The organism is Anaerovibrio lipolyticus DSM 3074 (assembly GCF_900141865.1).
In the GTDB taxonomy this organism is placed as follows: Bacteria; Bacillota; Negativicutes; order Selenomonadales; family Selenomonadaceae; genus Anaerovibrio; species Anaerovibrio lipolyticus.
Genome location: NZ_FQYW01000016.1, coordinates 55,638 through 78,491, shown reverse-complemented (window position 1 = coordinate 78,491; position 22,854 = coordinate 55,638). Strand labels below are relative to the sequence as shown.

The 22,854-nt window shown below is 41.6% G+C and carries 30 protein-coding genes and 2 pseudogenes; 5 read left to right on the top strand and 27 right to left on the bottom strand.

From position 1 onward, the window contains the following. Nucleotides 1–224 precede the first annotated feature (224 nt). Complete coding sequence (locus tag B6K08_RS09890) at nt 225–1,862, top strand: subtype B tannase (RefSeq protein WP_039207528.1); 1,638 nt, start codon at nt 225–227, stop codon at nt 1,860–1,862. A gap of 127 nt (nt 1,863–1,989) precedes the next feature. Here the strand turns inward: B6K08_RS09890 and B6K08_RS09885 are convergent, their stop codons facing one another. From B6K08_RS09885 to B6K08_RS09875, 3 genes are all read right to left on the bottom strand, one after another. Beyond that, nucleotides 1,990–2,262, bottom strand: coding sequence for a hypothetical protein (locus B6K08_RS09885; RefSeq protein WP_039207532.1), 273 nt, complete (start codon nt 2,260–2,262; stop codon nt 1,990–1,992). Between the two features lie 18 nt (nt 2,263–2,280). Beyond that, nucleotides 2,281–3,672, bottom strand: a complete 1,392-nt coding sequence (gene nagE / locus B6K08_RS09880; RefSeq protein ID WP_080326048.1) for an N-acetylglucosamine-specific PTS transporter subunit IIBC — start codon at nt 3,670–3,672, stop codon at nt 2,281–2,283. A gap of 94 nt (nt 3,673–3,766) precedes the next feature. Then, nucleotides 3,767–4,894 carry a hypothetical protein gene (locus tag B6K08_RS09875; RefSeq protein ID WP_039207539.1) on the bottom strand — a complete coding sequence of 376 codons (1,128 nt, stop codon included), beginning with the start codon at nt 4,892–4,894 and terminating at the stop codon, nt 3,767–3,769. A 187-nt stretch (nt 4,895–5,081) separates the two neighbouring features. On the opposite strand from B6K08_RS09875, the gene B6K08_RS09870 reads away from it, so the two are divergent. Together B6K08_RS09870 and B6K08_RS09865 are read left to right on the top strand one after the other, a co-directional pair. Next, the gene (locus B6K08_RS09870) at nt 5,082–5,414 is read left to right on the top strand and encodes a DMT family transporter (protein ID WP_200810413.1); all 333 of its coding nucleotides are present in this window, start codon (nt 5,082–5,084) and stop codon (nt 5,412–5,414) included. Between the two features lie 31 nt (nt 5,415–5,445). Further along, nucleotides 5,446–5,922, top strand: coding sequence for a pyridoxamine 5'-phosphate oxidase family protein (locus B6K08_RS09865; protein ID WP_039207546.1), 477 nt, complete (start codon nt 5,446–5,448; stop codon nt 5,920–5,922). 420 nt (nt 5,923–6,342) lie between these two features. Here the strand turns inward: B6K08_RS09865 and B6K08_RS09860 are convergent, their stop codons facing one another. From B6K08_RS09860 to B6K08_RS09810, 13 genes and pseudogenes are all read right to left on the bottom strand, one after another. Then, the gene (locus tag B6K08_RS09860) at nt 6,343–7,089 is read right to left on the bottom strand and encodes a hypothetical protein (protein WP_039207549.1); all 747 of its coding nucleotides are present in this window, start codon (nt 7,087–7,089) and stop codon (nt 6,343–6,345) included. Nucleotides 7,090–7,532: 443 nt separating this feature from the next. Further along, nucleotides 7,533–7,778 (bottom strand): hypothetical protein, encoded by a 246-nt coding sequence (locus B6K08_RS13605; protein ID WP_143254900.1) that lies wholly within the window; start codon nt 7,776–7,778, stop codon nt 7,533–7,535. A gap of 38 nt (nt 7,779–7,816) precedes the next feature. Next, nucleotides 7,817–8,140 (bottom strand): type II toxin-antitoxin system RelE/ParE family toxin, encoded by a 324-nt coding sequence (locus B6K08_RS09855; RefSeq protein WP_039207552.1) that lies wholly within the window; start codon nt 8,138–8,140, stop codon nt 7,817–7,819. Further along, the gene (locus B6K08_RS09850) at nt 8,137–8,442 is read right to left on the bottom strand and encodes a type II toxin-antitoxin system RelB/DinJ family antitoxin (protein WP_039207555.1); all 306 of its coding nucleotides are present in this window, start codon (nt 8,440–8,442) and stop codon (nt 8,137–8,139) included. Before B6K08_RS09850 ends, B6K08_RS09855 begins: the two co-directional genes overlap by 4 nt. 206 nt (nt 8,443–8,648) lie before the next feature. Next, complete coding sequence (locus B6K08_RS13820) at nt 8,649–8,933, bottom strand: hypothetical protein (RefSeq protein ID WP_159446763.1); 285 nt, start codon at nt 8,931–8,933, stop codon at nt 8,649–8,651. Nucleotides 8,934–9,036: 103 nt separating this feature from the next. Then, nucleotides 9,037–9,210, bottom strand: a pseudogene (locus B6K08_RS14370) (DUF7675 family protein); the annotation flags it as partial. A 136-nt stretch (nt 9,211–9,346) separates the two neighbouring features. Then, nucleotides 9,347–10,027: an endonuclease/exonuclease/phosphatase family protein gene (locus tag B6K08_RS09840; protein ID WP_039207558.1), complete on the bottom strand. Its 681-nt coding sequence runs from the start codon at nt 10,025–10,027 to the stop codon at nt 9,347–9,349. Then, entirely contained in the window at nt 10,027–11,241 is a 1,215-nt protein-coding gene (locus B6K08_RS14105; RefSeq protein ID WP_072033457.1) for a nucleoside 2-deoxyribosyltransferase, read from the bottom strand. Before B6K08_RS14105 ends, B6K08_RS09840 begins: the two co-directional genes overlap by 1 nt. Nucleotides 11,242–11,270: 29 nt before the next feature. Then, nucleotides 11,271–11,723, bottom strand: coding sequence for a hypothetical protein (locus B6K08_RS09830; protein ID WP_039207561.1), 453 nt, complete (start codon nt 11,721–11,723; stop codon nt 11,271–11,273). A gap of 57 nt (nt 11,724–11,780) precedes the next feature. After that, a complete protein-coding gene (locus tag B6K08_RS09825) occupies nt 11,781–12,044 on the bottom strand; it encodes a hypothetical protein (RefSeq protein WP_080326046.1) in 264 nt (87 codons plus the stop codon). A gap of 32 nt (nt 12,045–12,076) precedes the next feature. Then, the gene (locus B6K08_RS09820; protein ID WP_143254899.1) at nt 12,077–12,334 is read right to left on the bottom strand and encodes a hypothetical protein; all 258 of its coding nucleotides are present in this window, start codon (nt 12,332–12,334) and stop codon (nt 12,077–12,079) included. A 258-nt stretch (nt 12,335–12,592) separates the two neighbouring features. Next, nucleotides 12,593–12,745: a DUF1294 domain-containing protein gene (locus B6K08_RS09815; protein WP_234985342.1), complete on the bottom strand. Its 153-nt coding sequence runs from the start codon at nt 12,743–12,745 to the stop codon at nt 12,593–12,595. A gap of 106 nt (nt 12,746–12,851) precedes the next feature. Next, entirely contained in the window at nt 12,852–13,769 is a 918-nt protein-coding gene (locus B6K08_RS09810; protein ID WP_039207571.1) for a LysR family transcriptional regulator, read from the bottom strand. Between the two features lie 146 nt (nt 13,770–13,915). Between B6K08_RS09810 and B6K08_RS09805 the strand changes: the two genes are divergently transcribed. Beyond that, entirely contained in the window at nt 13,916–14,707 is a 792-nt protein-coding gene (locus B6K08_RS09805) for an MBL fold metallo-hydrolase (protein ID WP_039207575.1), read from the top strand. A 186-nt stretch (nt 14,708–14,893) separates the two neighbouring features. On the opposite strand, the gene B6K08_RS09800 is transcribed toward B6K08_RS09805, so the two are convergent. The 7 genes from B6K08_RS09800 to nagB all read right to left on the bottom strand — a co-directional run bounded on the left by B6K08_RS09800 (nt 14,894) and on the right by nagB (nt 19,563). Then, nucleotides 14,894–15,349 carry a YaiI/YqxD family protein gene (locus B6K08_RS09800; protein WP_039207579.1) on the bottom strand — a complete coding sequence of 152 codons (456 nt, stop codon included), beginning with the start codon at nt 15,347–15,349 and terminating at the stop codon, nt 14,894–14,896. A gap of 11 nt (nt 15,350–15,360) precedes the next feature. After that, nucleotides 15,361–15,639 carry a DUF1294 domain-containing protein gene (locus B6K08_RS09795; protein ID WP_039207583.1) on the bottom strand — a complete coding sequence of 93 codons (279 nt, stop codon included), beginning with the start codon at nt 15,637–15,639 and terminating at the stop codon, nt 15,361–15,363. A gap of 54 nt (nt 15,640–15,693) precedes the next feature. Then, nucleotides 15,694–16,344, bottom strand: a complete 651-nt coding sequence (locus tag B6K08_RS09790; RefSeq protein ID WP_039207587.1) for a CatA-like O-acetyltransferase, family 3 — start codon at nt 16,342–16,344, stop codon at nt 15,694–15,696. Nucleotides 16,345–17,240: 896 nt separating this feature from the next. Next, on the bottom strand, nt 17,241–17,474 hold the full coding sequence (locus tag B6K08_RS09785; RefSeq protein ID WP_039205795.1) for a DUF1653 domain-containing protein: 234 nt from the start codon (nt 17,472–17,474) through the stop codon (nt 17,241–17,243). 12 nt (nt 17,475–17,486) lie between these two features. After that, entirely contained in the window at nt 17,487–18,095 is a 609-nt protein-coding gene (locus B6K08_RS09780; RefSeq protein WP_039205797.1) for a lactate utilization protein, read from the bottom strand. Between the two features lie 123 nt (nt 18,096–18,218). Then, nucleotides 18,219–18,674 carry a GNAT family N-acetyltransferase gene (locus B6K08_RS09775; protein WP_039205799.1) on the bottom strand — a complete coding sequence of 152 codons (456 nt, stop codon included), beginning with the start codon at nt 18,672–18,674 and terminating at the stop codon, nt 18,219–18,221. 142 nt (nt 18,675–18,816) lie between these two features. Continuing rightward, nucleotides 18,817–19,563, bottom strand: coding sequence for a glucosamine-6-phosphate deaminase (gene nagB / locus B6K08_RS09770; RefSeq protein ID WP_039205800.1), 747 nt, complete (start codon nt 19,561–19,563; stop codon nt 18,817–18,819). 248 nt (nt 19,564–19,811) lie between these two features. Here nagB and B6K08_RS09765 point away from each other — a divergent pair, with 248 nt between their 5' ends. Continuing rightward, nucleotides 19,812–20,270 (top strand): Hsp20/alpha crystallin family protein, encoded by a 459-nt coding sequence (locus B6K08_RS09765; protein ID WP_080326045.1) that lies wholly within the window; start codon nt 19,812–19,814, stop codon nt 20,268–20,270. Between the two features lie 6 nt (nt 20,271–20,276). Here the strand turns inward: B6K08_RS09765 and B6K08_RS14100 are convergent, their stop codons facing one another. The 4 genes and pseudogenes from B6K08_RS14100 to B6K08_RS09745 all read right to left on the bottom strand — a co-directional run bounded on the left by B6K08_RS14100 (nt 20,277) and on the right by B6K08_RS09745 (nt 22,465). Further along, nucleotides 20,277–20,909: a KilA-N domain-containing protein gene (locus tag B6K08_RS14100; protein WP_052211694.1), complete on the bottom strand. Its 633-nt coding sequence runs from the start codon at nt 20,907–20,909 to the stop codon at nt 20,277–20,279. A gap of 44 nt (nt 20,910–20,953) precedes the next feature. Next, nucleotides 20,954–21,067, bottom strand: a pseudogene (locus tag B6K08_RS14095) (DUF1294 domain-containing protein); the annotation flags it as partial. 1 nt (nt 21,068) lies between these two features. Then, a complete protein-coding gene (locus tag B6K08_RS09750; RefSeq protein ID WP_039205803.1) occupies nt 21,069–21,302 on the bottom strand; it encodes a DUF1653 domain-containing protein in 234 nt (77 codons plus the stop codon). Between the two features lie 125 nt (nt 21,303–21,427). Beyond that, a complete protein-coding gene (locus B6K08_RS09745) occupies nt 21,428–22,465 on the bottom strand; it encodes a hypothetical protein (protein ID WP_039205805.1) in 1,038 nt (345 codons plus the stop codon). Nucleotides 22,466–22,854: the final 389 nt, after the last annotated feature.

The following is a 22,854-nucleotide window of genomic DNA, read 5'->3' as shown; positions in this document are numbered from 1 at the left end:
ATTGATCTAGCATAAACGAAAATGCTTTTTGATACTTAGTATCATTTTACTTACTATTGATTTTCTATGAAGGTTATGATATATTAGCAACAATAGCATAAACGGCTGTGTAGGAGCCGTGTCGCTTATGCGGCAGAAAATCGACGTGGAGAGCCATGGTTGCTCTCTCCCCTTTTGGGGAGCGTCGATTTTTTTATTGCTAAAAAACATAAAGGAGAAAAAACATGAATCTAAAAAATTATGTCCTAATCACTGTTCTTACAAGTTCTTTGGCTATTTCCTCCGGAAATCCTGCTACCCTTGCAGCAGAAGCCGCTATTGCAGATAAAGTACCTGAAATCACTGCTGTTACGGCCCAGACTCCTGCCTATTATTCTCTGGATTTTGATGCCAGCAAAAACTACACAGAAGAAGCTTTATCCGTGAATGGTACAGAGGTAAAATTCAGAGCCTATCGCCATGTGGTTTACGTCGCTAATCCCCAAAATGCAGAGTCTCAGTACATGAATATCTTTATCCCTGCGGCCTATTTTGAAGGCGCCAAAATAAACGGCTACACCAAGGAAACTGCTCCTATCTTTATGCCAAATGGCGTTGGTGGCTATATGCCAGGCAAGGCCGGAGAACCTTTGGAAAAAGATAATATGGCAGGTGGCGGTGCCAATAGCAGTTTAATAGCATTATCCAGAGGCTATGTAGTAGCAGCTCCTGCAATCCGTGGTCGCAATACTATAGGTGAAGATGGCAAAACTTATGTGGGAAAAGCCCCAGCCCTTATTGTGGACTACAAAGCCGCCGTCAGATATCTTCGCTACAACAAGAAAAACCTGCCTGCAGGTGATACCGAAAAAATCATCTCCAACGGTACCAGTGCCGGTGGTGCCCTGTCTGCCCTGCTGGGTGCCACAGGCAATGCCAAAGAGTACAATCCATACCTTGCTGAAATTGGTGCAGCTGAGGCAAGAGACGATATTTTTGCATCCAGTGACTACTGCCCTATCACCAATCTGGAAAATGCCGACATGGCCTATGAGTGGATGTTTAATGGTGTAAACAGCTATTACACAGCTATGTGGCAGCTACAGGATTTGGAAAGCCGTGGACAGAATGTACCAGGCTCCAAACAGCGTCCAGCTGGTCCTCCTCCTAAGGCTATTGATGCTGATGCTGCCAACAATCCTGTGGCCAGTCAACAGGAAGTCCAGATGACCTCAGATGAAATTGCAATTTCCAAGGTGCTGAAGGAGGCCTTCCCCGCCTATGTAAACAGCCTAAAGCTCAAAGACGAAAACGGACAGAGGCTCACCTTGAAAAAGGATGGCACAGGGACATTCCGCGATTATATTGCCGGCAAGTACAAGGAATCTGCACAAGCTGCCTTGAATAATGGTACAGACGTATCCTCTGCCAGCTGGATAAAGGTGGAAAATGGCAAGGTTACAGCTGTAGACCTGTCTGCCTATCCTGCCGCTGCTACCCGTATGAAGGCAGCTCCGGCTTTTGACAAGCTGGATTTAAGCTCTGCCGAAAATGACGAATTTGGTGATATTTATAACACGCCAAAGCATTTCTCTAATATTTCCAAGCATTACGAGCAGAAAACCGGGGACATGGCCAACAGCGAAGTGATAAAGATGATGAATCCTATGAACTTCATTGGCAAAGCAGACACCGCCAAGCACTTCCGCATCCGTCATGGTGCCCTTGATCGTGATACTTCTCTGGCTATTCCAGCACTTTTAGCCCTGAAGCTGCAAAACAATGGTGTAGATGTAAACTTCAGCGTTCCATGGGGCAGAGGCCACAGCGGTGATTACGACCTGCCAGAGCTTTTCGACTGGATTGACAGCATCTGCAAATAATCTCATAACGTCTTTTAAATGACTATTTCTCATAAAAAAGCCGTTAAGCCTTATATATCAAGGCTTAACGGTATTTTTATACAGCCATGTGCAAAATGTACCGCAAAAACTATGGTCTGATAACACCTTAGCGACGAATCAGATATACCCGGCACAAGCCAATAAACATTGCAAATACCCCGAAGCTGGCCAAAAATTGCAGATAGTCCGAATAATAAAGCACGGAATAATCCTTCAGGGCCAACGCAATGATGTTGATTATGGTGCAACCCAAAAGCACGCCCAGACATTTTTTCTCAAATGAGGTTATTTCATCTGCGTCATTACTATAGGAATATGCCATTACTGATATAAAAAACGTAATGAAGGACAACAGCGCCCCCAAATGACCAATTAACATTTATAAGCCTCCAACTAATTAACCTTTGCTACCTCTGATTGCCAAAATTTCATCGGCAATCTGCTCTGCCTTTAAGCCCACAACAACCTGAACCGCATTTCCTGCTACCAGTACGCCACGCACTTCCTTAATTCGTTTCAAGCCTTCGTTATCCACCAAGGATAAATCCCGTACTGTACAGCGCAGCCTTGTGGCACAATTAGCGATTTCCGTCAGATTACTGTTACCGCCTAACCCCTGCAATATAAGCTGCGATAAATCACTCATATTGGCAGGCGCGTCGTCAGCAGGCATATCCTCATCATATCGCCCAATGGTTGGAATGTCAAAATATCTGATAGCCCAGCTGAAAATTCCGTAGTACAAGGCAAATACCACCGCACCAATTATAATGATCAGCTCCGGCTTGGTTGCCAGTCCCCAATCTATTACATAGTCGATGAAGCCCGCTGAAAATCCAAATCCATCCAAAACGCCCAAAGAGTAGGTTACAGCCAAGGATAATCCCGTAAGCACGGCATGAACCACATAAAGGGCCGGTGCCAGGAACATAAACATAAATTCTATAGGCTCAGTAATACCTGTAAGAAATGACGTAAAGGCAACTGAAGCCAGTACACCACCGATTTTCGCCCTGTTTTCTGGCTTTGCAGCATGATACATGGCTAATGCCACTGCTGGCATACCAAACATCATCATTGGAAAAAAGCCCGCCATAAACATACCCGCAGACGGATCACCGGCAAAGAAACGGTTTAAATCACCAGTAACCACCGCTCCAGTCACCGGATTGGTATATTCACCAAAGACAAACCAAATAAAGCTATTAAGAATATGATGAAGGCCTACAGGAATAAGCAAACGATTGAGCACGCCATATACAAAGGTTCCCAGTGCACCTGCCCCAATTATCCATTCACCAACAGAATGAATAAAGGCCTGACAAGGACCCCAAATGACGCCAAATATTGCCGCCAAAATAATAGATACCAATGCAGTCACAATCAGCACAAAACGACGTCCGCCGAAAAAGCCCAAATACTCTGGCAGCTTAACCTTGTGATAGCGATTATAAATAACTCCCGCCTCAATACCGCTTACAATACCAGCCAGTACACTCATATTTAAGGTTTCATCTATGGTTTTTAATGCCGAGGTCAAGATGAGATACCCAATAGCACCGGCTAAGCCAGCCGCTCCATTGCTATCCTTAGCCAGGCCTACACCAATACCGATAGAAAAAATAAGGGCCAAATTATCAAAAACAGCCCCACCGGCCTTGGTTATAAATGGTATGTCCAATACATCCGGTGCCCCCAAGCGTAAAAGCAGGGCCGCTGCCGGCAATACGGCAATCGGCAGCATCAATGCCTTACCAATGCTTTGCAATCTAATAAACAAATCCCTCATAAATTTCATCCCCTCTTTATTAATATACTCAGAAAAAAATCGGACTGCGTCGGCCAGTCCGATTCACATAACAACTATTTTCATAATTCACATATTATTGACTAATATCCACACTGGAGCTGCCAACGGCCAAACCATCATCAAAGGACGAGGTGTACTGATTAATCATATCAATTATCCCGTCACCAGTAAAGCCCTTTGTCGCCGTAGATTTTCTAGTATGCTTATCTTCACCGTCAAGATACCCCTCAGGCATCTCCTTGTATTCCTTGCTATGGGTAAATTCATCCCAGGCATTTTGTATAGCCCGCAGCTTATAGAGAAGCTTTTCAATAATTTCCGAGGCAGCATCCTTGGCACTATTATTTGAGGATGCAGCCTGTCCCATGGAAGCAGCATCTGCACCATTGTCATCTGATAATTGTTCACCGCCTTTATCACCATCGTCGGCCTTATTTAACTCGGACATAATGGTATTAATTTCCCGCATAACAGAGGAAATAATCTCTTTAGCCACAGTTTCTGATGCCCGTTTATCAGTGGCCTCCGCCTGAGCTACATCTTCTGCCACCACGGCAGCTTCACCGCTTGCCTCACTATTTGTCATTCCATCGGTAGCAGATGCTTCTATAGGAGCTGCATTGACCATAGCTGCCCCCATGTTATTATCTACATTAACATTAGCTGCGGCATTTACATCCGTACCAGCCATTGCATCAGCACTATCTGCATTGATGTCTGCGGATATATCATCCCCCATGCCACCAGAGAATGAGGATGCACCACCAACCGCACCAGCTCCACCACCCTTGGCTGCCGTCAACTCAGCCAAAGCCTCACTGGATGCCTTTAACTGGGCCCGCATTAAAGCCTGCCGTGCCTCAGCCTTGGTATGGCAGCTTGATAAATCCCGTTCCAGCTCCTCCCTGGCACGTTGAGCCCCTTTGGCCTTGCGATAAAGAGCCGGATCATTTTCCCGCAGGTAACTCATTTCATCAGCCGAAAGCTTGCGTCCGCCCTTGAGCTTTGATTTAATCGTGGCAGTCCTTATTGGATCACTATGCTTGGTACTTTGATTAGCACTAATCTTTTGTAAAGCACTTTGCAGCTTTTCCGTCTTATTGGGTATTAGACTCTGTCCTGTTTTTATGCGGTACTTGGCAGCTGTTTTCAAATTCCTTTGCTGCACGTATGCACCGATACGCCCAATTCCCTCTAACATAAGAACACCTCCCTGTAGTTCTATCAACATTATATCGAAATAATATAATTTGGAATTAAACTACTCATAATTGACACTTATTTATGATTTTGCTATATTATGTACCATAAATATATTGTGCCGCCGGGTACGTCCTATGCTTGTTTCATTAGGCCTTAGAAGAAACAGCTGGACGTGCCCTTTTCTTTTGAAGGGAGATGTTATATTGTATTGGATATATTTGGTTATTGCCGGCATGTTTGAAACAGTTTGGGCTGTGGCCCTTAAATACTCTCAGGGCTTTAGCCGCCCAATTCCAAGCTTTATTACATTTATCGGAATGGTCGCCAGTTTTTATTTCTTGGCCAAAGCCCTAAAGGGCATTCAATTGGGTATGGGGTATGCCGTCTGGACTGGCATTGGTGTCATCGGCACTTTTATTGTCAGCATTGTGCTTTTTAACGATTACATAAGCCTTGCCCAAGGTATATGCATTTTTTTAATTTTTGCTGGCATCGTAGGATTACGTCTTTTAAGTTAAACAACTATTTATTACATAGTGGAGGTCAATTATGTTTAGAGAAATGAGAAGATTTAAACAGGAAATTTCCAAATCCGAGTGCATTGAAGTTTTAACCAATTCCAAAAGAGGTGTCCTTTCTCTCATTGGCGATAACGGCTATCCTTATGGTGTGCCTTTAGACCACTGGTATTGTGAAGAAGATAACAGACTTTATTTTCACTGTGCAAAGGTAGGTCATAAAATGGATGCCATAAAAGCATGTGACAAGGCCAGCTACTGTACCTATGATGAAGGATACCGTAAAGAAGGCGAATGGGCATTGAATATAAAAAGCGTCATCATTTTTGGACGGGTTAAGCTGGTTGATGACGAAGAAAAGGCCCGGAAAATCTGCACTCACCTTGTAAAAAAATTTACTGATGACAAAGAGTATCTTGAAAAGGAACTAAAAAATGCTTTTTCCCGGGTACAGTGTATTGAATTGATACCAGAACACATGACAGGAAAGCTGGTAAACGAAAGCTAATCAAAAATTGTCAAATTATTTATAACGCCATTGTTCAAATTTTTCTTCTTTAGAAGAAAAATCTTCCAATTAGCGTTTCCCTAAAGGACTAACTCACTTCGTTCGTGTCGCAACGAGCAGGGAGATATGCTCACCAGCTGTTGTAGTTTGTTTTCCCCCACCTAAAGAGGAAGGGGACATCTTAAAGCTCGTTATAAAATTATCACGCCAATCATTGTCATAGTTAGTCAAAAGTTTTAAAAACATGTTCCGACAGCTTATGTAATTCACAACTCTATCTTCATATAATCCAACCTAAAAAATGGGGGCTATTGCATTTGATGATTTTTTCACCAAAGCGACAGCCCCTTTTTGCTTTCATGGTCAGCTTTCATTTGCTTCTATGCTACTGACCTATATTTATTCTTTTATTTGATTTCATCAATTCAGACTGCTAAGCTGAATCATTACAGCCTGAGGATAATACTTGAAGTTCATGGACTGACCATGTCCCATATCTACAACATCACCAGGTGCCGGAGTATAAGACCAGCCATAAATTGCAGCATACTTATACAATGGAGAATCAGCATTCAGTGCACTGATATCAAAGGCAGTAGTTGCACCCTTTACCAAAATAAGACGGTCAACAGTAAAGGTCTGCTGGTCAAAGGTAGCCAAAAGACCAATATCCTTATAGTACCAGCTCTCTGCATTAATGCCACACAGTGCCATGGTTTCAGAAGGAGTCAGCAGAGTGCCAGGACCATATTTATTGGACAGCTCAGGCTCGGTCATGTCAAGATGAAGTCCACCAACAGTCTCAGGGTATTGTGGTGCAGCGGCAAATGGCACCATCGGCATACTGCCACCCATGTTTATGGTTCTCTTTCCAGCTACAGTGTTCCAATACACATTGACAAAATCAACCCCAGTTCTACCGATAATGGTAATCGTAGCACTTCCGTTCAACTGATCACCGGACACGTTATTGGCCTCTGATACACGGATGCCATTCATCATGTAATCACCAAAGACCACCATACGATGACCATTTTGGTCACACCATGAGCCTTCCACAGCATTCATAAATTGAGGTAAAGGCCCCTTCTCAGTTGTTGCCGCAAACGCCATAGTACAGCTAAGCAGCATCACCAATGATAAAAATACGGTTACTATTCTTCTCATACCTCGTCCTCCTCATCTGTTTTTTCTTCTACAGGTTACAAAACGTCCATGATATTTGAGTTAATTATATAATATAAATACAAAAAAGTCATCTACAAAGGCAGCCGAGCTAAATTCCGACCTCTCCAAAACTGAGAAGAACAACATTAAATTGTTAATTGATATACTTGAGAAGATTTATGCCAGAAAGGATGTGTAAGATATGAGTAAAGCATATGATATGATTGGACCTTCCAAGCGTCTGCTTGAGTTATTGGCCAAAAAAGCTGTAACACCCGTTGTGTCTTAATTAAATCTGGCCACTCAATAGTTGAGATTATAGCCACGATAGTATTATTTCAATCCAGAGCTCCAAGTATTCTTTCTTGTTACAACATAAAACAATGTTTAATATATACCCAAAAACTCCCAGCCGTAGCCAGGAGTCATTTGAAATCGAAATATTAGATTAGAGAATTTTTCTTACCAATCTCTGTAATCTGCTCGACAGTGAGCTTGGTTAAACGTGCAATCGTTTCTACGGACATCTTTTCTTTGAGCATCTCAATAGCCACTTCAATCTTAGCCTCAGCTCTATTTCTCTCAATTACCTCACACATTTCGCTCACTCCTTCCTCAGTAGTCTTAAACCTACGCTTGCGACTTGATGTTGCCGGGAAACGGGTATCATCATAATCTATATGAAACAATGCTGTACTAGATTTAAAATCAGCATTAGAATTATTATTTATACAATTGTCTTAAGCTGCTTTCCCAAATCACGCCCACCGTAAATAATCCTAACAACATATACTGTACTATCCTCTTTATTGGGCAGATAAAAAATTAAATAATTATTTACACAAATATATCGTAATCCTTTGGAATGCCAAGGCTCATCTTTATACAACTGGTGACGAAACGGCATCTCGTCAAGTTTTTCCACTTCATCAATAATGGAATTCACCAATTCAGCAGCCACACTAGGTGATTTTAACTGATCTGCAATATATTGGTAAATGTCGTATATATCCTGCCTTGCTTCACTGGAATAATCAATATAATAACTCATATCCCAAAGTTCCTCTTCAGCTCGGCACGCAGTTCTTGAGCAGAAATAGTCTGACCGTTGGCTATACTGTCCATGCCTTTTTGTATTTCATTATCAAATTCTTCTTTGCTTAACATTTCATAAGCAAGTGGGCTTCTTTTAGGTAACTTCATTTCAAAAGGGATGCCTCTTTGCAATACAATCTGTTTTAAAAACATACCTACAGCATTGGACATAGGAATCCCTAACTCGTTAAGAACAAGCTCAGCCTGTTCTTTTAGCTCTGGTTCAACCCTTGCAAATATATTAGCTGTTCTTGCCATGATGCTCTCCTCCTTTATTAAATTTTATGCTAATCGATTGCTATTTGCAAGCAAAAGGTTAGTTTCTCTATAAAGTAAAAAAGCCAAGCTCAACGCCCGACTTGGTCACAAGTGCTATCCCACCAGACGACTCTGTTAGTTTATGCGCAATACAGCAAGCGTTAAGTCAAAAAAACACCTATGTTAAAATTATGGCATTTCATTCATTAATATGACATTCTATTCATTACTACATACCGAGATACATATTCTTCGTTACTATCAGCGCTGTAAAATACACAGTCTTTCACTGCTCCTATTCTGATAAATGAACGTATATTATTGTTCCCATTTTCAAAGTGAAAATCACTGCCACTTTTATTGCCTAGCGCTAAAATTTCAAGAGTTAAACCAGCAGTATGATCAATATACCCATAAACCAAGGCACACTCTGCATTCTTAGCCCCTGGGAAATCATTAGCAACACTTTTTAGCCGCTCTGTTAATTGCAAAATAATGAAATTATGATATAACCACGGAAACCCATATCACTAAGATTCATACCAACCGTCTCCTATCTTACATCTGAAGTTGAATTACCCTCCATATAATGAATTACGTTCTATCCTTGAAAAACTCCGCCCAGTAGGGATTTTCCCGGTCGAATATGTCCTTTTGTTCCTTAGTTAGCTTCCATGGATAATCTGAAAAAAGATTAAAGACTTTCTTTTTGTCGAAGCTAAAAAGACGTTCTCCTATTATGCGTGGATCATCTACCCAGTAAATTAAATCATCCTTATTTTATTTGTAAAATTCATACTTAGCTGACACGCCCACGCACCTCCTTTTAAAAAGGCATATTAACTTAGATATCAACATCTAACGGTGGAGTTTCATACATCCCCATTCTCCTTTTTTTAGCCTCCTAGTACAATTCCACGGTAATCCCCTTATGATCAGACAGCTTCTTTTCCAAATTCCACTCAGAGACTTTACACTTCATATCCCCCACAAAATCCCCGGAAACTGCTATATGGTCAATACACTCAGTCTGCTCCTTGGTGAGCAGCTTTATATTTTCTTGCTCAAATATATTCAGAAATGACTTTCTGGCAAAATTTGTGAAATAGTAATTATCTGAGAAGCTGCAGTTAAAATCCCCACAAATACACATATTCCCAAGTTTGGACAACCTCTGTATATCCTCAATGTGATGCCTTACTTCGTCCTTGAAGGTGGCCGTTCTGTTGCCCAGTATTCCTACAATAGTTCCATATACCAGCAGATTTCCGCAATCTGTGGCCAGTTCGGCACAAATAGCGGTGTATTTATCATGGGTTTCGTGCATCTTCACAAGGGGATAATTGCTATATATGGACACGCGGTTTTCTGTGTCCTCATATCTGGCGGGAAGAGGATAATCCGCTGGTGCCTGGGTAATTAATGGCGTATGAAACTCATAGGAATAATTCTGTTTAAATTGCCTGTCAGACTCCGTTAACACCATTATATCAGCCTTTTGCTCATGGCAAAGCTGATACATTTGCTGGTCTTTATCCTTATGCTTAAACCGTTCAATATTCCATGTGGATATAATCATTTCCATCAGCCCCGCTGTTTCGCTATTTTCTCCCAATCATCCTTTTGTTTTTCAAGTCCTTCTCTAACAGTTCCCTTCCTGTTTATGCGGTTCATTATTCCCATATATCCGGGATGTGCCAGGGGGAAAATTCTTGTGGTCTTGTTTTCTCCATATTCAGCATCAATTGGTTTATATTTTTCAATAAAATCATTATATGCCCCGCCAAAGCCTTCTGGCTTCTGGGTTTTATAACCACATAATGCCTCATAAACACATTCAAAGGTGCGTTTTCCAAGGCATAGAATATTATCCGGCTCCAAAATAGCCACTAGCTCCTTAAAAAATGCAGCATCCTTTTTCATAAGGCCTTTTGGCATACCGCCACTTTCCTTGCCCTTTCTGTAACCAAGGCAGAAATTGGTGAAGAACAGATCATCATAGCGTTTAGTAGCAATATTATAAGGTTCTCCCTGGCTGTCTTTAAGCACCTTAAACAGTTCCACTAAATTGTCATCAGTGTCAAATACCGCCTTTTTATAATAAGGTTTATCACTGCCATTATTTATGGCAATGACTCTATCAATAAAATTATCTCGCCCAAAGAAAGGGTTGCCCCAGTCCTGGCCAACCAACAGATATTTTATGTGTGGAGTCTTTTTGGCGTACCCCAGCCCTTGCCAGTACGTGTAGAGATTTATTTCCTTACAGTTATCAGTATCGAGAGCAGCCAATTCAATTTTGTTATTTTTATGATCGTCAGGATTATCGCGATAGGATTTTTGCGACTCCTCCACCAACTCACGATATTGCTCAGCCTTATCTGTCTGCATGAAATTTACCCCCCACAATTTTTTCACCAGCTCCAGCAGCTCATCTTCACTGTTATAGCGGTGAATCTTAAAATATTCGTTTCCGGAAAGCATGGCGGAAAGCTGTGTTTCATTAGGGCGGTAAAAGATATGGACTTCCTTATTATGGGCTTCAGCATAGGCCAGCTCATAACCTACCCCAAGAGACACCTGGGTACACTCAGCCACCACAACATCACATTCACGAAGCCATGCCGTGTCCTGTTCGTAAATAGCCTTATCCCCTTTATCTTCCACGACGGAAAGGCTCAAATCCCCCACATGCTCAGTAAGGACCTGATGCTTTTCCTTCAAGGCAGCTATAACCTTACGATAAAGTTCCGCATCCTTCCTGCCACCACGGATGGAACCAGCAAAATAAATCTTCATGGTCTATACCTCATTTCAAAATATCTTATTTAATCATCCTCAAAATATCCATGTTCAGCATCATCTTCTGCTTTTTCCTCATCAGTCATTGGCTTGCTTGGGGTCTTTAAAGCCTCTGATGCCAATTGGGCCATTTCCTCAGGGGTAAGTTTTTCAAAAGGATATATTTTCTCTTTGTCCACAACCCCGGCCTCTATCATTTCAGATACCCGCTCCATTTCCTTGTATCTGTCCTTGTGCTGAATAACCCTGTAAAGCTCCGAGCTGATATCCACTGGTTCTTCCCATACACATTCATGGGCGGTTCCTTGTCCAAGCCCCCCAAAATACGGGCAATTCATACAATCCTTTTCATCCGGCTCCTTGATAGTATGGAGGCGTTTGCAATATATTTCCCGATCTGACTCTGGATACCCATCCTCAATAGACTGGTTTATCTCATGGCCAATAAGGTTTATATGGCGAATAAGTTTCTTGTTCATTCACAACGCCTCCTTTATTTTTCAGTTTGTTAGGGACATAATTTGTTCCTACTCATTTCACGGAATATCTTTAGGCCTGTTTTCAGGCATAAGGCCATAATAATTTTTTCGATTAAATGGATTCAATTTTACAAATGTTTGATAGTGCTCCATATCCCATTCTTTCCATTTCTCAATACTTGCAAGATATTCTTTTTCTTTCTGCTGGCGGAATTGTTCTTCTCTGGCAATACGTGGCAAAGCCCTAATTCCTGATATTAACGCACCTATTAGAGCACCTATAATGATAATCCATGTTAATGCTATGAATAATGAGAACATAACCTCCACCACCTTTCAGCATGGCCATATTTCTAAGGCAACTTACATTTCCGTTTCGGCTCAAAATGTTTCAATAATTCCTCAGCCATAGTCTGTGCTTCCCTGCCAGCCCTTATTTCTTCATTGAGTGCAAATATGTCACACCAAGATTTATTCTGGCAATTTTCACAGTCCATATAATGGGGATGTTCTTCGACTGAGTAATGGCAAGCATTATAAGGGTCTGAATCAGCTAATATCGAAGCTCTGAACAAAAATCCCATAATGGTCACCGCCTTTTCTGCTGCCACAAGTTAAAATCCTCTCCCTTTTCTTACCCCCATTATATCCGCCCCGCCAGTAAAATCAAGGTTTGAGTGGTCAAAAAAAGTGCCCTGCCAGAGAACTTACATTCTCCAACAGGGCAATCAAATCATTTACCTATACAAATGCACAACAGCAGTCCGGCTAAGTGCTAAAATCGCATTTCCCTAATTATAGAAGTGCATTTTTCTTGCCGATTTCCTTAATCTGGTCAACAGTAAGTTTTGTGAAACGGGCAATCATATCTATAGCACTCCTGCCACCTGCAATACCAATATCACCGGCACACCAGACTTGAATTTTAGATGCAAGGTTTTGTGATGGAATATTCTCATTCCCAGCAATGCCCCAATGCTTCCACCGATAGCTGCTATTCCAAGTAATGTTATTTCCGGCACCCGCCACCAATGCTTTATTGCACATAGCTTATCCTGCAAGATTTTCGCTCAAATGTGAGTAGCTTATCTTTGTCTAAAATTAAACAAGTCATTAACTGATTATTTGTCACACAGGCCAGACAACTTTATCTTTACCATTTGTAGGTAACCATTTCAGTAGGAAGGAACGGAAGTTTTGGCTAGCCTGAGTAAGAACTGTAGATTTATCCCAGACAAGATATACGGTTTGACCAATATCATCGCCTGTGCCTAATGGCTTTGAAATTATATCCGGGTGATTATTCAGTACAGCAGAGTAATCATAGCCAAGGTTTATAGCCTGATGCCGAAGAATCAGGTCGGTGATAATCATTTCATCGGCAGTTTCGGCTACAATGTCAACATTTAATCCTGGCAATAGTATATATTTATCAATATTATGTCTGAAACATTGATAGGCCCGCCCCTTGCTGACGATGCGCGCGCCTTCCAGATCCGCATAATCAATTTTTTCTCTGCCGGCCAGCGGATGCTGGCGATGGAGCCGCGCGCAGTACCGTGAAAAGAACAGTGGTTCAGCTTCGAAACGATTTTTGTCAGCTTCTCCTGTGACAATGGCAAAGTTGCATTGCTTTTCCAGCACGCCCTTCAAGGCTGCATCATCTGTCGTATCCACAGTGCTGAGAATAATATCTGGGTATGCATGGTGAAAATTCAAAAGGAACTCTGCCCCCAAGTAAGCCATAATGTGATCAAGCGCATATATAGTCACCACGCTTTTGGATTGGGACGCCAATGTGCTCATGCTCGCAATGCTCCGATATTCTGCCAGCAGCCGCTGCACATGCGGTAACAGTGCATTGGCATAGTCAGTAGGAACAAGACCATGCGGATTACGTATAAAGAGCAGCTGCCCTAGTTCTTCCTCCAAAGTCTTAAGCATCTTACTGACACCTTGCCGCGACACATAGAGCTTATCTGCGGCACTTTGAATATTGCCTTGCCTATGTACTTCGAGAAAATATTCCATTTGCTTCTGATTCATCAAATCCCCCCTCCTATTATTTTACAGCAACCTTTTTATTGCGTCAAAAGAGAATTTCCTTGCTTGTTGTACCTCAATATGAGCATTATACTAGAAGCATAAATTAGATAAAGCAATTCATAGTTTACAAAAAAGGAGACATGACCATGAAATTGACACAAATCCGCAATGCCACCAACCGCCTTGAATATGCCGACAAAACTTTCCTGATTGACCCGTGGCTGATGCCCAAGCACCAGTTTTCCTTCGTCGATGTTCCCGGCAAGCCTTATCATGTGCCGGATGAAATGAAGGAGCATTTGCCTATGCCCTTCTATGACCTTCCCATGCCGATGGAAGAAATACTCGCCGGAATTGATTATTATCTGGTAACGCATATCCATCCCGACCACATCGATATGTCCATGGATGGTACTGTGGGCGCACCTTTGGACAAGAATGTGCCTGTAATTTGCCAAAATGAAGCAGATGCCACTGTCTTCAAAAAATCCGGCTTCCACGATGTGACCGTACTTTCCGACGCAGGCATGCTGTTTGGCCAAGCAAAGCTGACCAAGGTACCAGCTCTCCATGGCACAGTAAATCCCTGTGGTGATGCAATGGGGATAATGTTTGAAAGCGAAATTGAAAAAAACTTTTATCTAGCCGGTGATACGATATGGTATTCCGCAGTAGCCGACTCCTTGAAGCGTTGGAAACCGGAAGTCGTAGCACTCAACTGCTGTGCCGCCGAGACGGTGGAAAATGGCCGACTAATCATGGATGCCGAAGATGTCCACTGCGTTGCCAAGACTGTGCCTAACGCCAGACTGTATCTGACGCATCTGGATAATGTTGCCCATGCCGCACTCACCCGCCATACACTAAAGGGCAACCTTGCCGAACGTAATGTAACTAATTATGATATGCCAAAGGACGGTCAATCTATAATTTATTGAGGCTTCTGCTCAACCTGGAGCAGCTCCAACAAGATTTCATGGGAATTCACCAAAGCAGGCTGGAAACCATTATCCAGGCACAAGGAAATTGATTTTCAGGTAAAAATGCCAAACTAAAACAGACCGCGAAACCAGTAAAATCAATGATCTCGCGGTCTGTATTTTTATACCTTCTGATAAAGAACCTTATTGGAAGTCAATTACTTTGTCCAGCAATTGTTCAAATGCCGCCGTGAATTTCTCGTCATCTTCAACGTTCCTCTTACGGGGTCCCTTTAAATGGTGTTTATGAGTGGCATTTCTCATTTTCTTTATAAAATGTCTCTTAGCTAGCAGGCCCTCAATATTCTCATTGGTATATAGCCATCCGTCCTGATTGATGGCATAAGCACCTCTGGCAAGAGCCATAGCCGCAACACCATAATCCTGGGTCACTACTATATCTCCTGCCCGGCTGGAATTCACCAGGGCAAAATCCACCGCATCCGCCTCTGCTCCAATTATCCTGACCTCACTGTAATCAGATTTCAGAACATGATTTGTATCACAGAACAGGGTTACAGGTATATTATGGCTTTTGGCAACAATCTCTATCTGCTTCACCACAGGACAGGCATCCGCATCTACATATATATGTGCCATTTGAACCTCCCTTAGTTACTCGGTGTATGTAACCATACCAATCCTGCCATCTGCAAAATTAATATAACTGGTACGCCATACTTGAATTTTAGATGCAAGGTTTTGTGATGGAATATTCTCATTCCCAGCAATGCCCCAATGCTGCCACCGATAGCTGCAAATACAAGCAATGTAATTTCTGGTACCCTCCACCAGCGCTTTATGGCACATAGCTTATCCCAACCATAAATTATAGCTGTAGCGATATTTATTATAACCAAATACGGTAAAATGATTTCATGTAAGTCCATACTATTCTACTCTCACAAATCTATATTGTTGCTCAACCTCAGGATACTTAGCGATTAGATCTTCATGAAAGACTTGATTTCTTGTTCCAAGAGACGAAATACGTTTGCAACCAGATAGCCATCAGCGATTGCATGATTTAGACGAACGGTCACAGGCATGACAAGCCTACCGTTTTCTTCTCTGTATTTTCCCCAGTTAATGATCGGCGCAAAATATAGATTTCCATCGGGAAGTTCAAGATGAAGTGAATCATAGGAAAGCCAAGATATAAACGACGCATCAAACCAGTTGGGATGGTTCACTATATCCAGACCGTATTCCCTTGTCTTCTTTGCCTCTTCAACATCCAGCAATGCGGCAGCGTAGAACTTTTCATAGTCCTCATCGTATTTCGTATAAACAGGCGTACAGGTTTCCGTATCTTCATGGAAAACATACTGTATTGGATTGATCACGTCATAGCAGATCAGCTCATCTGTCTGCCAAAGGTATCCCATTCTGTAGTCTTCACGTGAATTCATAACCTTTGAAAGAATATACAGGAAATTGACATAAAACTTCGTTCCTGTGTTCTTTGAATGTGTGACGAGCTCTGTTACGTCTATTCTCGACGTTATCGAGGTTGAGCACTTGCAATCCTCCGTAAAGTGGCGAAATACGCCTTTACGATAATATGTCTCTTTGTCAATTACTTTATAATTCATTTTCTGCACCCTTACAAACTTCGATATGTCACAGCATCAATATGCGTCATTTTTATTATATGGCAGTTCCACATCATAGCCAAGCAAATCCATTATGTACCATTTTACATTCTAACATCATCTCAACCTCCTAGCACTCCCACATGCCCAACTTATAAAAAAGGCTAGGTGCCATAAACATATCTATCCCGCCCCAGTAACCATACCTATTCCAGAGTTGATATGTTTATAGTTTCAGAACAACATCGTCCCCACATTCCCAATTATGCCAATAGCAGTACCACATACTCTACCTTAATGCAAAAAATCAACAGAGCAACATACCCAACTATCACTTTGAGTATGTTACCCTGTTGAAAATCACTAAAATGCTGTCTTTCTGGCACAGCTTCATTCCTTATTTTTATATGTCTAAAATATGCCATAAAGCCTTATAGGACAATGGCTTATGGCATTTTTATTTTCTGTTAATTAGTGCTACCGACTCAGCCGTCAACTGCATCCAATCAGTCCTCGAATACTCTCGACTTCTTGGGCAGTTTTGACATGGTCAGCAAGACTCAAAGGCCTTATTAAGTTCCTATAAACATAGTTCAAATACAAGAAATGATGAATAACAACGTAATTATAATGGCTTGTTCATATCGCGAGTTATTAAAATCAATAATTAGATTACAAGCACATACCTGTCCATCTGTTATATAGCCTTTGGATGATTGGAAAAAACTCCCTGCTTGCAAGGCGTAATTCACAAAAAACTCCCAGCCGAAGCCAGGAGGCAATTAAATTATAATGTTAAATGCTGTATAGCACACAGATTATCCCAACCATAAATTATAACTGTCGCAATATTGATTATAACCAAATACTGTAAAACAATTTCATGTAAGTCCATACTATTCTACTCTCACAAATCTATATTGTTGCTCAACCTTAGGATACTTCTTACGGTCCACTTCACTCATAAACATATCAAGCGGTCTTGCATAAATCCCCTCATCGCCATACATGGCCTGATACACCACAAGCTGTTCATCAGTTTCGGTGTGCTGGGCAATGGCAACAATCTTATATAGTTTATTCTTGAAATGATGCCAGATTTCATCCTGGTGTGGTAATTCTCTGTCCATAATATAAAACTCCTAAAAACCAAAGTCCTCATTTATCAGAACAACTTCCATATCCATATGATTCATCTTACGCCAATATATAACCTGCGCATTACATATCCGGTCAGTACTGCTGCAATTATAGCAATGATCCTCATGTACAGCACATGGTGTTTTATATTGATGACGAGCGGCATTCATAGGGGCAGCAATATTTCTAGCTCTATTCGCAGCTTCTTCAAGAGTAGGTGCTATCTTGTTCCTACCAACAACAAAATACACCTTACGATGCCCATAAAGGGAACCAGCAACCCGATTACCCGTCCCATCAATATTCACCATTTCCCCTGTTTCTGCGATACCATTTACAGATGTCAGGAATATTTCCGTAGTCAGACAGTCCCGAGCCGTGGCATAAAATCCTTTTCCATCCTGTCGGTGCATAGGATCATGAACCTTATTATGCTTTGAAAGACGATTATACATATCTAACGCAAGCAAAGTTTCTGAATCGCCAAAACCGACCGTATATCCATCAATTTTTCCATCCAGATACTGCGCTGCTTCCTCTCCTGTTTCAAAACACGATACCTCATATCCTCTTTTTCGCAAAGCTCTAGCTGTTTCTTCTATATTAGGCAAGTTTATCCCTCCCCTGCTCTCTGCTCCATATTATAGCATAATGCTGAATTCTCTATTTGCTTTACCACAGGACAGGCATCCGCATAAAAGTGCCACCATCTCTACAAACTGGAATTTGTCAGCCTAATCAAGCGTTTTTCTCATATATGCAAATGAAAGATCGCTGGGACCTTGCTCCACCTTATATATCTTATAGCCTAGCTTCTCGTACAGGTTGATATTGATATAGCTTTTTGTACATGTATAAAGCTCAAAAGCTTTTGCCTGTGTCATTTCTTCAACTGCTGTCATCAGGTCGGTCGCTATACCCCTGTTCCTGTGTTCCTGCGCAACCATAACACGACCGATTTCGATGTGATCGCCGTTCTCCCTGCATCTTACAGCACCTATTATTTTCCCTGAATCATCCCGCTTGATCAGGACTGTCCAGTTGATGAAGTCTGCGCGGTTCTCCTCATACGACTCCATCAGGGCAGGCACATTCCTGCTGTTGATCATCTCAGCTTCGCTTTCAAATGCACGCAGCTGGAGATCATACAGCTCTTTTATATCCTTCTCTTTAGCATACTCATAGTCCATTTTGTTTTCTCCTAATAATCCTAATCCGGTCTCAATCTTAGCTCTCTCTGTATCATCAGGAATCCTGATCCTAGCTTTTCTCCCGGTCTTTCCAGTCCATATCCATAGCCCCTACAAACTCCGATTTACAGCTACACAATTATCAGATGCTAACAAAATTTGCCGGCAGCAGCTCTGCTGCCTCTTTATCCAAAATAACCACCACATCTCTATGCAGCTGCAAAATTGAAGCTGGTGCCTCTGGGGTAACATCACCACAAACAGCCTTATAGACCGCCCTTGCCTTATTCTTGCCATTAGCCAGCAATACAACATGCTCAGCCATCATTATAGTCTTTATCCCCATGCTGATAGCATACCTTGGCACTTCATCCACATTATTAAAAAATCTGGAATTGTCCAGTATAGTTTCCTCGTCCAGCTCCACCTTATGGGTTGTGGCCGCAAATTTAACATCAGGCTCATTAAAGCCAATATGGGCATTTTGCCCGATTCCCAATACCTGCAAATCTATTCCGCCTTTGGCAGCTATAAGCTGCTCATAACGCTCTCCCTCGGCTATTACATCCTGGGCCATGCCATTGGGAATATGGACATTTTCCGGTTTTATATTAATATGCTTAAAGAAATGCTCCTGCATAAAATAGTGATAGCTTTGAGGATTGTCCGGTCCCATACCAATATATTCATCCAAATTAAAGGTGGTTACCTCGGAAAAATCCAATCCAACTGTCCTGTGTACCGCCACAAGCCGTTCATACATAGAAAGGGGTGTACTGCCGGTAGCCAATCCCAATACGCTGTTGGGCTTTAAATAAATCTGACCGGCTACAATCTTGGCTGCCTCCAATCCCATCTGATCATAAGAATCCGTTATTAAAACCCGCATACTGACTACCTCCCCTCTATACACAACACTCTTCTTTGTCTATATTATATCGCCATTGTTCATATTTTTCCTTATTATAAAGCCATTTTCCCCTGCTAAAATCCATACATGAAAATTTTTACACTTTTACGTTTTGACTTATTGACTTTTTGACTTATAAGTATATAATAAGAATCGAGGAAGGGGAAAAGAAGAAATCCCTACCTCACCAAATTAATCAATTATCTAAATGAAAGGGGATCGTTATTATGTTAGGCTTAGTTCCATTCGCAATGAGAAATGATTTGGCACGTGAGGAAGACGGCTTCGATCGCCTGTTCAACTGGATGAGTCAACCTATTGCAAGCATCTTCAGCGACACAGGTTTTAGTGGCAAGTCCTTCAACGTGGATGTGAAGGATAATGGTGACAGCTACGAACTCAAGGCTGAGTTGCCTGGCTTGGCCAAGGAAGATGTACACCTTTCCTATAAAGACAATTATCTTTCCATCTCTGCCAACAAGGAAGAATCAAAGGATGAAAAGGATGATCAGGGCAATTTCATTCGCCGTGAGCGCTACTGCGGCAGCATGAGCCGTTCATTCTACATCGATAACATCGATGAGAATAAATGCAACGCTGAGTTCAAGGATGGTATCTTAACGATTACCATGCCAAAGCTATCCACTCCTGTGGAAGAAATCTCCCATGAAATTCCAATCAATTGATAGGTATTACTTGGTAACTAAAAGGATCGGACCTTCACTATTGTGAGGGCCCGATTTTTTATTCCACTTTTTATTTCTGGCATCATCATAATCAACTTTTTCGCGTAGTCTCTTAACTTCGTTATCCAAAGGATGTCTAAAACTCCACCAGTATTTATCTTCCGCCCATTCATCCGAAGGAAAACACTCTTCATCAGCACGTCTACAAACTTCTGAATACACCATATTATAACTCAATAAATCCGGTTCTTCTTCATGCTCATCATCCCATGCTTTAAAAACAAATTTAAGGTAGTCAGATAAGCCATTTATTATGTTTTTAGTTTCTTCTTCAATCATTGATCTTACAATATCTTCTAGATACTGCCCTGAATCGTAATCAATTTCTGGAGCATCACTGGTGCACCGTAGAACGGATCTGCCAGCTTTAGCCTGGATACATATCGCATTCGTTTTTGCCACAAACTCTTTAACGCTTATCTTAAAGCTATTTAATCCTGATTGATTTCTAATTGTGGCGAATTCGCCATAATTAAAATTCGGATTATATACCTTCTCCCAAATACCAATATACTCAAGGGTATTTCTATTTCTAAGCCAATCTGTGATAAAGAAGTCTCCATCCTTTGCCTTAAGCATGCCCCTAAGCTACCTCCCACTACAGCAATGGCCAACAGTGTCTTTTCTGGCACTCTCCACCTATGCTGTATAGCACACAGCTTATCACAACCATAAACTACAATAGCAATAACATTAATGATGGCCAAATACGGTAAAAATATTTCATGTAAGTCCATACTATTCAATCCGCTCAAATCTATATTCCTGCTCAACATCTGGATACTTCTCCCGATCCACTTCACTCATAAACATATCCAGCGGTCTGGCATAAAACCCATTATTGCCATACATGGCCTGATACACTACCAGTTGTTCTTCAGTCTCGGTGTGCTGAGCAATGGCAACTATACGGTACAGCTTATTCTTAAAATGTCGCCAAATTTCGTCCTGACGTGGTAATTCTCTATCCATAATCCACCACTCTATTTTCTTACTATAAAGGTGCCACAATCTCTACAAACTGGAATTTGCGAAAGAACCTTTTGTGAACGTCATATACACCCGTCAGCGTGTTAACTATCCGAGTTTTTGAATGTCTAACCTTCTTCAATCATTCGCTTCTCATGTTCGGCATACCATTTTTTCGCATATCGTTCAGTCTTGTCCTCGCCCGGAACGAAGACTTTAGTGTACCCGTCTTTATCTCCCACAATGGATGAAGCAAATGCCGTTTCTGGACAGCCTGTGATGTTCCCTTCGTCATACTTCAAAATTATGTTCTCCGCGATTGAGTAGCAAAATACACTGGCATCGGAGTTATACAGACCATCCATTGAAAACGGATAGTCCTTAAATCGTATTTGGTTATACTTTGGATTCATGCCATGAACGAGAGCCTTTTCTGCATCAAGGCTTATCTGGTTAGATGTTACATCGAAATCCCCGGTGAGTGCTTTCATCCAGTCATTCTCTGAACTGAATCCCGTGAGCATCGTACACATATAGGAATCGATGGTAAACGGCATCAATATAAGTTCTTCACTTTTATCAAAACTGGGTGATATTACTTTCTCTTCTATAAGCATATCCTGTAAGGCATGATGTGCCTTAAACCGCTGTGTCAGCTTCTCCCCGACACACTCTCCTACATAAAGAACATCGTAGGTAATCGCTGAGGTAAAATCGTTCTGCATGTTAATTTGGAACATGTCATTACTACAATAATAAATCAGTTCATCAAAAGTAAATCCAATATTGGAAACAGCTTCACCCTTATCATTAAAAGCGAACAGCCATACTTTCTGCGCTTTCTCCAATCCTTCCGGTTCCGTTTTTATTCCTGCAAAGCCGTTCAAAGAATATTTTGAATTTGTCAATGCGGGGATGAAGATGCGGAAGGATGCTTTACCCACCTCAACGTCAAGGATTAAGCAAGATTTATCTGATATTTCCCTTCGCGGAACGAAAACTGGCACTTCTCGTTTACCTATAATATAGAGGGAAGCCTTGTCGAGGCTTTCTTTCTCTTTCCAGAGTTCAGAATCGAGTACAGGTGCTTTCTTTATACGGTTGAAATCTTTGATAGAGACAGGTGCGTGAGTTAAGTGTAAATTTGTTTCTAATATGTTGTTCATATTTTGTTCCCCCTCAAATCCCGATTTGCCACAGCATCAATGTGCATCATTTTTATTATATGTCAGTTCCACATCATATCCAAGCTGATCCATTATGCACTACTCTACATTCTAACATCATCTCAACATTCTAGCACTCCCGCATACCCAACTTATAAAAAAGGCTAGGTGCCATAAACATATCTATCCCACCCCAGTAATCATGCCTATTCCAAAGTAGGAATGTTTATCGTTTCAGAACAACATCGTCCCCACATTCCCAACTATGCCAATAGCAGTACCACATACTCTACCCTAATGCAAAAAATCAGCAGAGCAACATACCCAACTATCGTTTTGAGTATGCTGCTCTGCTGAAAATCACTAAAATGCCGTCTTTCTGGCACAGC

Coding starts and splice junctions, on each gene's coding strand:
- B6K08_RS09795 (WP_039207583.1), bottom strand. CDS start 15,639: ATGGACTTACATGAAATCATTTTACCGTATTTGGTTATAATAAATATC.
- B6K08_RS09890 (WP_039207528.1), top strand. CDS start 225: ATGAATCTAAAAAATTATGTCCTAATCACTGTTCTTACAAGTTCTTTG.
- B6K08_RS09855 (WP_039207552.1), bottom strand. CDS start 8,140: ATGAGTTATTATATTGATTATTCCAGTGAAGCAAGGCAGGATATATAC.
- B6K08_RS09790 (WP_039207587.1), bottom strand. CDS start 16,344: ATGAATTATAAAGTAATTGACAAAGAGACATATTATCGTAAAGGCGTA.
- B6K08_RS09850 (WP_039207555.1), bottom strand. CDS start 8,442: ATGGCAAGAACAGCTAATATATTTGCAAGGGTTGAACCAGAGCTAAAA.
- B6K08_RS09885 (WP_039207532.1), bottom strand. CDS start 2,262: ATGTTAATTGGTCATTTGGGGGCGCTGTTGTCCTTCATTACGTTTTTT.
- nagE (WP_080326048.1), bottom strand. CDS start 3,672: ATGAGGGATTTGTTTATTAGATTGCAAAGCATTGGTAAGGCATTGATG.
- B6K08_RS09830 (WP_039207561.1), bottom strand. CDS start 11,723: ATGAACAAGAAACTTATTCGCCATATAAACCTTATTGGCCATGAGATA.
- B6K08_RS09750 (WP_039205803.1), bottom strand. CDS start 21,302: ATGGATAGAGAATTACCACGTCAGGACGAAATTTGGCGACATTTTAAG.
- nagB (WP_039205800.1), bottom strand. CDS start 19,563: ATGCGGGTTTTAATAACGGATTCTTATGATCAGATGGGATTGGAGGCA.
- B6K08_RS09785 (WP_039205795.1), bottom strand. CDS start 17,474: ATGGACAGAGAATTACCACACCAGGATGAAATCTGGCATCATTTCAAG.
- B6K08_RS09775 (WP_039205799.1), bottom strand. CDS start 18,674: ATGGACTATGAGTATGCTAAAGAGAAGGATATAAAAGAGCTGTATGAT.
- B6K08_RS14105 (WP_072033457.1), bottom strand. CDS start 11,241: ATGAAGATTTATTTTGCTGGTTCCATCCGTGGTGGCAGGAAGGATGCG.
- B6K08_RS09765 (WP_080326045.1), top strand. CDS start 19,812: ATGTTAGGCTTAGTTCCATTCGCAATGAGAAATGATTTGGCACGTGAG.
- B6K08_RS14100 (WP_052211694.1), bottom strand. CDS start 20,909: ATGCTTAAGGCAAAGGATGGAGACTTCTTTATCACAGATTGGCTTAGA.
- B6K08_RS09840 (WP_039207558.1), bottom strand. CDS start 10,027: ATGGAAATGATTATATCCACATGGAATATTGAACGGTTTAAGCATAAG.
- B6K08_RS09745 (WP_039205805.1), bottom strand. CDS start 22,465: ATGAACAACATATTAGAAACAAATTTACACTTAACTCACGCACCTGTC.
- B6K08_RS09805 (WP_039207575.1), top strand. CDS start 13,916: ATGAAATTGACACAAATCCGCAATGCCACCAACCGCCTTGAATATGCC.
- B6K08_RS09875 (WP_039207539.1), bottom strand. CDS start 4,894: ATGTTAGAGGGAATTGGGCGTATCGGTGCATACGTGCAGCAAAGGAAT.
- B6K08_RS09825 (WP_080326046.1), bottom strand. CDS start 12,044: ATGTTCTCATTATTCATAGCATTAACATGGATTATCATTATAGGTGCT.
- B6K08_RS09860 (WP_039207549.1), bottom strand. CDS start 7,089: ATGAGAAGAATAGTAACCGTATTTTTATCATTGGTGATGCTGCTTAGC.
- B6K08_RS09800 (WP_039207579.1), bottom strand. CDS start 15,349: ATGGCACATATATATGTAGATGCGGATGCCTGTCCTGTGGTGAAGCAG.
- B6K08_RS09810 (WP_039207571.1), bottom strand. CDS start 13,769: ATGAATCAGAAGCAAATGGAATATTTTCTCGAAGTACATAGGCAAGGC.
- B6K08_RS09865 (WP_039207546.1), top strand. CDS start 5,446: ATGTTTAGAGAAATGAGAAGATTTAAACAGGAAATTTCCAAATCCGAG.